The sequence below is a fragment of the Enhygromyxa salina genome (genome assembly GCF_002994635.1).
GTDB lineage: Bacteria > Myxococcota_A > Polyangia > Nannocystales > Nannocystaceae > Plesiocystis > Plesiocystis salina_B.
In genome coordinates this window covers 1-8,108 of record NZ_PVNL01000008.1, presented here as the reverse complement: position 1 = coordinate 8,108, position 8,108 = coordinate 1, and the positions used below count along the sequence as shown (strand labels likewise).

6 protein-coding genes and 2 pseudogenes are annotated in these 8,108 nt (G+C 68.3%); 1 reads left to right on the top strand and 7 read right to left on the bottom strand.

Features of this window, described 5'->3' with window-relative positions:
• A pseudogene (locus tag ENSA7_RS43015) lies at nt 1–788 on the bottom strand (hypothetical protein); the annotation flags it as partial.
• Between the two features lie 165 nt (nt 789–953).
• Here ENSA7_RS43015 and ENSA7_RS01810 point away from each other — a divergent pair.
• The gene (locus ENSA7_RS01810; RefSeq protein ID WP_181232936.1) at nt 954–3,341 is read left to right on the top strand and encodes a helicase HerA-like domain-containing protein; all 2,388 of its coding nucleotides are present in this window, start codon (nt 954–956) and stop codon (nt 3,339–3,341) included.
• Between the two features lie 370 nt (nt 3,342–3,711).
• Here the strand turns inward: ENSA7_RS01810 and ENSA7_RS01805 are convergent, their stop codons facing one another.
• The 6 genes and pseudogenes from ENSA7_RS01805 to ENSA7_RS43010 form a co-directional block, all read right to left on the bottom strand.
• The gene (locus tag ENSA7_RS01805) at nt 3,712–4,296 is read right to left on the bottom strand and encodes a GTP-binding protein (RefSeq protein ID WP_106087449.1); all 585 of its coding nucleotides are present in this window, start codon (nt 4,294–4,296) and stop codon (nt 3,712–3,714) included.
• A 32-nt stretch (nt 4,297–4,328) separates the two neighbouring features.
• Entirely contained in the window at nt 4,329–4,916 is a 588-nt protein-coding gene (locus tag ENSA7_RS01800; protein ID WP_106087448.1) for a GTP-binding protein, read from the bottom strand.
• A 15-nt stretch (nt 4,917–4,931) separates the two neighbouring features.
• On the bottom strand, nt 4,932–5,411 hold the full coding sequence (locus ENSA7_RS01795) for a roadblock/LC7 domain-containing protein (protein WP_106087453.1): 480 nt from the start codon (nt 5,409–5,411) through the stop codon (nt 4,932–4,934).
• 475 nt (nt 5,412–5,886) lie between these two features.
• Nucleotides 5,887–6,501 (bottom strand): recombination mediator RecR, encoded by a 615-nt coding sequence (gene recR / locus ENSA7_RS01790; protein ID WP_106087452.1) that lies wholly within the window; start codon nt 6,499–6,501, stop codon nt 5,887–5,889.
• A 5-nt stretch (nt 6,502–6,506) separates the two neighbouring features.
• Entirely contained in the window at nt 6,507–6,830 is a 324-nt protein-coding gene (locus ENSA7_RS01785) for a YbaB/EbfC family nucleoid-associated protein (protein WP_106087451.1), read from the bottom strand.
• Between the two features lie 96 nt (nt 6,831–6,926).
• Nucleotides 6,927–8,108, bottom strand: a pseudogene (locus tag ENSA7_RS43010) (hypothetical protein); the annotation flags it as partial.

The following is an 8,108-nucleotide window of genomic DNA, read 5'->3' as shown; positions in this document are numbered from 1 at the left end:
TCTCCGCTCCCGCCCCCGCCATCGCCCGCCGCGGGCGTGGCCGGCTTCGCGGCTGGCTTGGTCGGCGCAACCGGGGGCGGATCCCCGCGCAGCTCGGCCTCGAGCCGCAGGCGCTCGAGCTCGAGCGCGGCCCGCTTCTCACGAGTCGCGGCGAGCTGCTCGGTGTTGGGCACCTGCCACCACATCGGCGTGTTCCACTGGCGCACGTAGGCCCAGTCGTACGGAAACGGCTGATCCATCCGAGCCGGCGCCGGCTCGTAGCTCATGAACGGCGGCCGCTTGTCGACCATCAAGCCCTTGCTCGCGCACGCGTAGCCGCCACCCTCGATCGGGTACCAGCCCTTGTGGCAGTCCTCGTTGACCACCCGCTCACCCGCGCGCACCCGGGTCCCGATCCGCAGGAAGCCGAGCCGCTCCGAGTCCATGTCCGGCTTGCCGTAGACCGCCACCACCTCGTAGCCCGCGGCGGCGTGGAGCGTGAGCTGCTCATCCGTGGGGGGTTCGGTCGGAAACTTGAACACGCCGTAGCCGGGCGGCGCCTGGGGTTCGCCCGCGGCCGGATCCTCGAGCTCACCAGCTTCGGCCTCGCCAGCCTCGCCAGCGTCGGCGTCGGGTGCCGGTTCGCCGGCCTCCTCCGCTTCGGCTTCGACAATGGGGTCGGCCTCGGCCGGTCCGGCGTCCTCGGTCGGCGGGCGAACTTGGGTCTCGGCCGGGGTCGGCGCGTCGGGGGTACAGGCCAGACCGAGCGAGCAGAGCCCGAACCAGAGCACGAGGCGTGGGCGAGACATCACCCAGTGCATAGCGTACGAGACGGTGAGGGTGAAGAATGTCGCCAGGCTGGCCCGAGCTGCGTCAAATCTCGCGCCGCTGCCGCCTGGCGGGGTCACGAATGGGCGCAGCGGGCGGCCAAACACCTGGCCCGCGCCGCTCGAACCGTCTACGGTCGCACGCACGTGAGCGAGCTCGAACTCGGTCGTGAGCGCGGCGCCGACGGGCCGCCCGTGCGCTTGCCTGCTCGGGCTCTGCTTCGCCACATGATGGCGCTGGGCTCGAGTGGATCCGGCAAGACCGTGCTCTCGAAGGTCGTGGTCGAAGAGATCGTCCGCGCGGGAATTCCCGCGCTGTGCCTCGATCCTCAAGGTGATCTGTGCAGCTTGGCCCTCGCGGCCCTCGATCTCGACGAGCCCGATCCGGCCGAGCGCGAGCGTCACGCGGCGGCGCTCGCGGCCCACGGGATCGATCTCGCGTCTGCGCGGGCGTTCACCGAGCGCTGCGACGTCGTGATCTTCACGCCCGCGTCGAGCCGGGGTGTCGCGCTGGGCGCCGATCCGCTCGCCGCCGTCGTCGCCGGCCACGCCGACCTCAGCGAGATCGACGACGAGCTGTGGACCCGCGCCGCGGCGACCGTCGCCGCGCTGCTCGGGTTCGCGAGCGACGACGATGACGGCGAGGGCTTCATCGCCGTGCTCGACACGATCTTGCGCGAGCTCGCCGACGCGGGCCGGCCACCGACGAGCGTCCGCGCCCTCACGGACCACCTCGACTCGCTCGACGACGCGGGCCTGCAGCCCTACGCGCGGTTCTGGGAGCTCAAGAAGCTGCGCCAGGCGGTCCGCAAGCTCGCGCGGCTCGAGGTTGGCCCGCGCCGCAAGCTGTTCGACTCGGGCGTGCCGCTGGACATCGACCTGCTGCTGGGGCTCGGGCCTCACGGAGCCACGCCGCCAGGCAAGACCCGGGTTGCGATCATCCACCTCAACAGCCTGCACCAACAAGAGGACAAGGAGTTCCTGGTCGGGGCGATCGCCGAGCGGCTCTACGCGTGGATGCTCGCCCACCCGCGCCCGGATCCTCAGGTGCTGTTCTACCTCGACGAGATCGCGCCCTACATGCCGCCGGTCCGCAAGCCGCAGTGCAAGGACAGCCTGCAGCTGCTGTTCAAGCAGGCCCGCAAGTACGGGGTCTGCTGCTTGATGGCGACCCAGAACCCCGGCGACGTCGACTACCGAGCGATGGCGCAGTTCGGGACCTGGGCGCTGGGCCGGTTGATGACCCGACAGGATCTCAAGAAGGTCGAGCCAACTGTCAAGTCGCTCGCGCCGACCGCCTGTGACGCGATCATGGCCGAGCTGCCCCGACTCGAGCCCGGGCAGTTCGTGCTGCTCTCGCCCGATCACTTCTCCGAGCCAACCAGCCTGCAGACGCGCTGGCTGTACACGCGCCACGAGACGTTGGACGAGGGCGCGATCGAGGCGCTCGCGGATCAGCGCTGGCGGGGCCGCTTCGCCGAGTTGCTCAAAGCCGCCAGCTCGAAGCCGGAGCCGGCCAAGCCAGAGCCAGAGCCAGAGCCAGAGCCAGAGCCAGAGCCGAAGCCAGAGCCGGGCTCCAAGCCAGCGGCAAAGCCGGGGCCGGACCCCAAGCCGAAGCCGAACTCAAAGCCAAAGCCAAAGCCGAAGCCAAAGCCAAAAGCGGAGCCGACACCAAGCCCATCGCCCGAGCTGCCCACGCCGCAAGAACCACCCAAGCCCGACAAGGCCGCCACCGCAGCGATCGAGCGCGAGGCTCAGCTGACGACGCTCCGCACCCACGGCCCGCTCGACGTCAAGCGCTTCGCCGAGCTGCTCGAGGTCAGCGAGACGACGGCCCGCCGCGCGCTCAAGCTGCTGAGCAAGGCCGGCCTCGTCGGCGACTTCAAGGACGGTCGCGCCAGCACCTACTGGGCCCTGGACACGGGCACGCGCCCCGACCTCGCGATGCCGGACACGGTGTTGGTCGCGGCCCCAGTGATCGGGCAGGACCAGGCCGCCGTGCTCGGCCAGGGCCGCCTGCGATCGTCGATGCTCGGTCTCGGCCCAGCCGCCGAGACCTTGGTCAACGTGTCGCTGATCCACAAGCTGCTGTGGCGGGTCGACTTCGAGGAGCGCATCGCCTCTGGCCTGTTCGGCCGGCTCGTCGGCCCCGGCTACGAAGATCGACTGGGCAGCGTCTACCTGCACCCGCAGCGACTCACGACCTCGACCTGGAACCCCAACCGCGGCCTCCGGTTCAGCGAGCGCCCAGCCGAGCACGCCAGCGACGTCCACGACCTCGACGGCGTCGTCCGGTTCAACCGCATGCCCCCCGCCGGCCTCCGCTTCGACGAGCAAGAGTGGCTCACCCGCCGACCCGAAGCCGACGTCGCCGCAACCTTCGCCGCCCGCTGGGGCGCCCGCGCGACCACGATCAGCCCCTGCTTCGTCCCCCTGTGGAAGCTACTGATCCGCCGCCACGAACCAGCCGGCATGCGCGTGGTCATCCTCGACAGCATCGCCGGCCACGACGTCGACTGGGACGCAACGTCATAGCCTGCCCAAGAGTCCGACCCGCGAGAGTCCGAGCGCCCCAAAGCCCGACCCGGTCGGCGCCTCGCAACCAGAGCCCCCAAGAGTTTGTTTTCAGCTCGGGTCAGGCTTCTGACCCGCTTGCAGGCGCCATTCGTGGACTGGTTCCGCCGCGCAACCAGAGCCCCCAAAAGTCCGAGCCCGCCGGCCCCTCGCGACGACCAGAGCCCCCTTGGAGGGGGCCACTCACACCCACGCGAACAATTAGCCCGAGCAAAGTCTCAGGTGGCTGTGGGGTCTAAACAAGGACTTTGGCCCCGGGGGGCCACAACCGGCCCCTGCGAGGCTCATACGGCCCCCGAAGTGCACGATGACCGCGGGGGCTGAGAAAGCCCTAGCTCCCGCGCTGTTTTTGGATGACTTGGCGGGCGAGGCCCTTGAGGGTCTCGAACACACCCGTGCCATCGATCGCCACAGCCTCGAACTCCGGCACCTGCGTGGGGTTGAGGCTCGGCGAGAGCTCGGCAACCGGCAGCACCTCGGGCATGTCGCGCTTGTTGTACTGCACGACGTAGGGCAGCTCGTCGAGGTTGAAGCCCTGCTCTTCCAGATTGTGGCGCAGGTTCTCGAGGCTCTCGAGGTTGGCGTCCATCCGGGCGTCTTGCGAGTCGGCGACGAAGCACACGCCGTCGACACCACGCAAGATCAGCTTGCGGCTGGCGTCGTAGAACACCTGGCCGGGGACCGTGTAGAGGTGAAAGCGAGTCTTGAACCCGCGGATCTCACCGAGGTCGAGCGGCAGGAAGTCGAAGAACAAGGTCCGCTCCGTCTCCGTGGCGAGCGAGACCATCTTGCCCTTCGCCTCGGGTTTGGAGACCTTGTAGATCCACTCCAGATTGGTCGTCTTTCCACACAGGCCTGGACCGTAGTAGACGACCTTGAAGTTGATCTCCCGCGCGCTGTAGTTAATGAACGACATGGATTCGTCCGGGGCTGATGCGGCTGATTGGCTCAGCCACCTTTTCGCAGCTCGGTCAGGACCTGCTTGGCTAGCGCCTTGAGCGTATCAAAGACACCCTCGCCGGTGACAGCGCACGCCTCGAACTCGGGCACGTTGTTGCTATTGAGCGTGGCCCGTAGCTCGTCGAGCGGAACCGCGCTCGGCAGGTCACGTTTGTTGTACTGAATGACGTAGGGGATCTTGTCGAGGTCGTAGCCCTGCTCTTCGAGGTTGAAGCGCAGGTTGTCGAGGCTCTCGATGTTGGCTTCCATCCGCTCGAGCTGCGAGTCGGCGACGAAGCACACGCCGTCGACGCCCTTGAGGATCAGCTTGCGGCTGGCGTCGTAGAAGACCTGGCCAGGGACCGTATAGAGGTGGAAGCGGGTCTTGAACCCGCGGATCTCACCCAGCGACAGCGGCAAGAAGTCGAAAAACAAGGTTCGCTCGGTCTCTGTCGCCAGCGATATCATCTTGCCTTTCGACTCCGGGCGGGTCTTGCTGTAGATGAACTGCAAGTTGGTGGTCTTCCCGCACAGTCCGGGACCGTAGTAGACCAGTTTGCAGTTGATCTCCCGCGCGCTGTAGTTGATGAACGACATCGCCGGAAGGCACCTCTACGGGCCAAACAGGTTGTCGATGTCTTCGTCCGTGATCTCTTTGAAGACGTCCTCTTGCGCGCCCTTCGGCTTGGCGGCGAGGGCGTCGAAGATCCCGGTGAGCGCTTCGTTCGCCTTCTTGACGCGCAGGCGCACCAGACCTTGGGTCGTGTTCTTGTCGAACAGCACCACGAGGATGATCCGGCGCGCGACAATTGTCATGTGCACGGAGATCTCCTTGCCCTCGTGGTACTGGCCGGTGAACTCTTCCTCTTCGATCAGCTTGGCGATGCCGCCAGTGGCTGCGACGTTGCCGGCGACCAGCGAGCTGAGGGAGGTGGTGTCGAGCTCCGCGTCGACCCCAGAAGCAGCGATCAGCTGCCCATTCTTGTCCACGATGAGGATCGTGCGGGCCCGGGAATCCTGATGAAGCCTGTCGGCGACCTCTCGGATCTCCGTCAACTCCTCATCATACAAAGCGAGCTGCGGGTTCAGCATGTTCAAGACGGGACTCCTGACCGATCGTCGTCCACTCGGGCTCGGTGTCGTTCCCCTGCCAGCTGTCGGTCCAAGCACAGGCAGGGGCCACTACGAAACGAACCCCTAAGCCGCACGACTCGCAGAACCCGCGGACCCTGACATGGGACGTGGGCCCATCGAACACGCGGGGCTGGAAGTGGGGGGTTCACGGCGTGGTGCAGGCGGCCAACCTAACAAACTCCTTCGGCCAAGTCCATGCGAGACGCGCCGTTTGGGCCGAGGCTCGAAACAGCCGCCGAAGCGGCTCTCAAGCGGCGCATACGGACGAATGCGCGTGATGGCCCCGGCCGCGACCCGGGGTGAGCAGTCGCTCGGTGCGATCATCGGGCCGCTCGACGAGACCAGGCGCGCCAACGCACCCCCCTCGCCGACGCGGGCCGCCCAGGTGGGCGAGTGGTGGGGGAGAGTCGCGCGACCCCGGCCGGTCCCCGCGCTAGATCTGACGGCGATCTTCGAGCGCGCGATGCAGGGTCGTCATGTCCGCGTACTCGAGCTCGCCCCCAACCGCGACGCCCGACGCGATCCGCGTGACGTGGATCCCCAGCGGATGCAGCAACTTCGAGATGTACAGCGCCGTCGCGTCGCCCTCTACGTTGGGGCTGGTCGCGACGATCACTTCGCTGACGCGCTGGTCGGCGGGCAGCGAAGACATGCCCTCGAGCCGGGCGAGCAGCTCGGCGACCTTGAGCTCGCTCGGTCCGATCCCCCCGAGCGGATCGAGCACGCCGTGGAGCACGTGGTACCTGCCCGTGAACACGCTGGCCCGCTCGAGCGCCATGCGATCTTGGGGCTGCGCGACCACGCAGATCAGCCGCGGGTCCCGGCGAGGATCGAGGCAGATCGAGCACAGCTCCTGAGCGGTCAGATCACAGCAAGCCGCACACAGGCGCAGCTGCTCGTGAACGTCGGAGATCGCCTCGGACAGCGCGCGGGTGTACTCGTCGTCGCTGCGCACGATCGCCAGGGCCAGGCGCAGCGCCGACTTCTCACCGATGCCGGGCAGCCGCGCCAACAGCTTGGTCAGGCGCCGCAGCGGATCGCCACTCACGGCGGTCACAAGTTGGGCATGCCGCCGGGGAACATGCCTGGGGGCAGCATCGAGCCGAGCCGCTCTTGCGCGAGCGCCTTGGACTTCTCGATCGCGTTGTTGACCGCCGCGACGATCAGATCCTGCAGCATGTCGCGATCTTCAGCGAGCGCCGACGGGTCGATCTCGACCGCGGTCAGCTGCTGGGCGCCGGTGATCTTGACCTTGACCATGCCACCGCCAGCCGTGCCCTCGACGATCTGCTCGGCGAGGCCCTTTTGCATGTACTCCATCTGCTCACGCATTTGCTGCGCCTGCTGCATGATCTGCGAGAGGTCGAAGTCCGCCATGGCCGGGATCATAGGGGTTGTCGGTGGCGCGAGCCAACCCAAGCTGGCCCGACCCGAGCTGCCCCGAGCTGGCCCGGATTTGGGCTCGACCTGGTCCTAACCAGGCACGCCGCGCTGGCCCAGCGGGGGCAGCGGTGGGGCCTCGAGCACCTCGACGGCGAGCAGCTCGCCACCGAAGGCGCTGAGCAGCGATCGGATCCGGGGGTTGCGCTCGGCGTCGGAGCAGATCGCCGCGCGGTGTCGGCGGTTCCGCTCCGCGTCGACCAGCGCGAGGCTGGGCATGTGCGGAAGGCTGGGGTTGGCGTCGATGATCTCGAGGCGCATGACCTCGCCGAAGTACTCGGCGGTGAAGTGCTCGAACCCCGTCCTGAACTCGGGGTTCTCGCGCAGCTGCGTCTGCGCGAAGCCAGTCGCTGGCGACGCGAGCCGGATCGCCCCCTTCGAGATGCTCACGAGCCCGAGATCCTGCAGCACCGCCCATAGAAGATCGTTCTCTGCCGAGATCTTGGCCAAGAACGACTCCCACGCGTCCCACGGCTCGAGCTCCTGCCATGCGATCGACTCGCGGGGGAGACAGCGCGAGCTGGGGCAGCCGGCCTCCGCGTCCGCGGGCGTCTGGGCGGGATCGAGGTCTTCGTTGGTGAGCGAGAACCCGGCGCCCGCTCGCGCGAGTTGCTGGCCAGGTTGCCCGACCGGTTGCTGACCAGGGTGCCCGACCGGCTGCTGGCCAAATTGTCCGACCGGTTGCTGAACCGGTTGACGTACGGGAGGTTCGGGCTGCCGTGAGGCGATCGGCTGTGACGCGATCGGCTGCGCAGGTGGCCGAGCGACCGCGGGGGAGACTGGCTCGAACGCGGGCCGGCCGACCGGCGCGGCCATGGGCATGGGCGGCGCGGCAACCGGCGGGGCTGCCACAGGTCGCGCGCCTCGAGCCGCGGGTGCGGGCTCGCTCGCTGGGAGCAACCCGGCATCACGGGCGAGCTGCTCGAGCATCTCGATGTGGGCATCCTCGCCCTGGGCCCGGCTCGGCGGCGCGTGAGCAGGTTGCGGCGCGTGAGCAGGTTGCGGCGCGTGAGCAGGTTGCGGCGCGTGAGCAGGTTGCGGCGCGTGGGCAGGTTGCGGCGCGAGTGCGCTGGGGCTCGCCGGACCCACGTAGGGCGACGCCGCGCTCGCGCGCACGAACGCGGGCCCTGCTTGCGCGCCAGCGGGGGCCGCGGAGTTGCCACCCGACGCGTCGTAGACGGCGGGCTGCTCCGCCGCGCCCGAGCGACGCTCGGC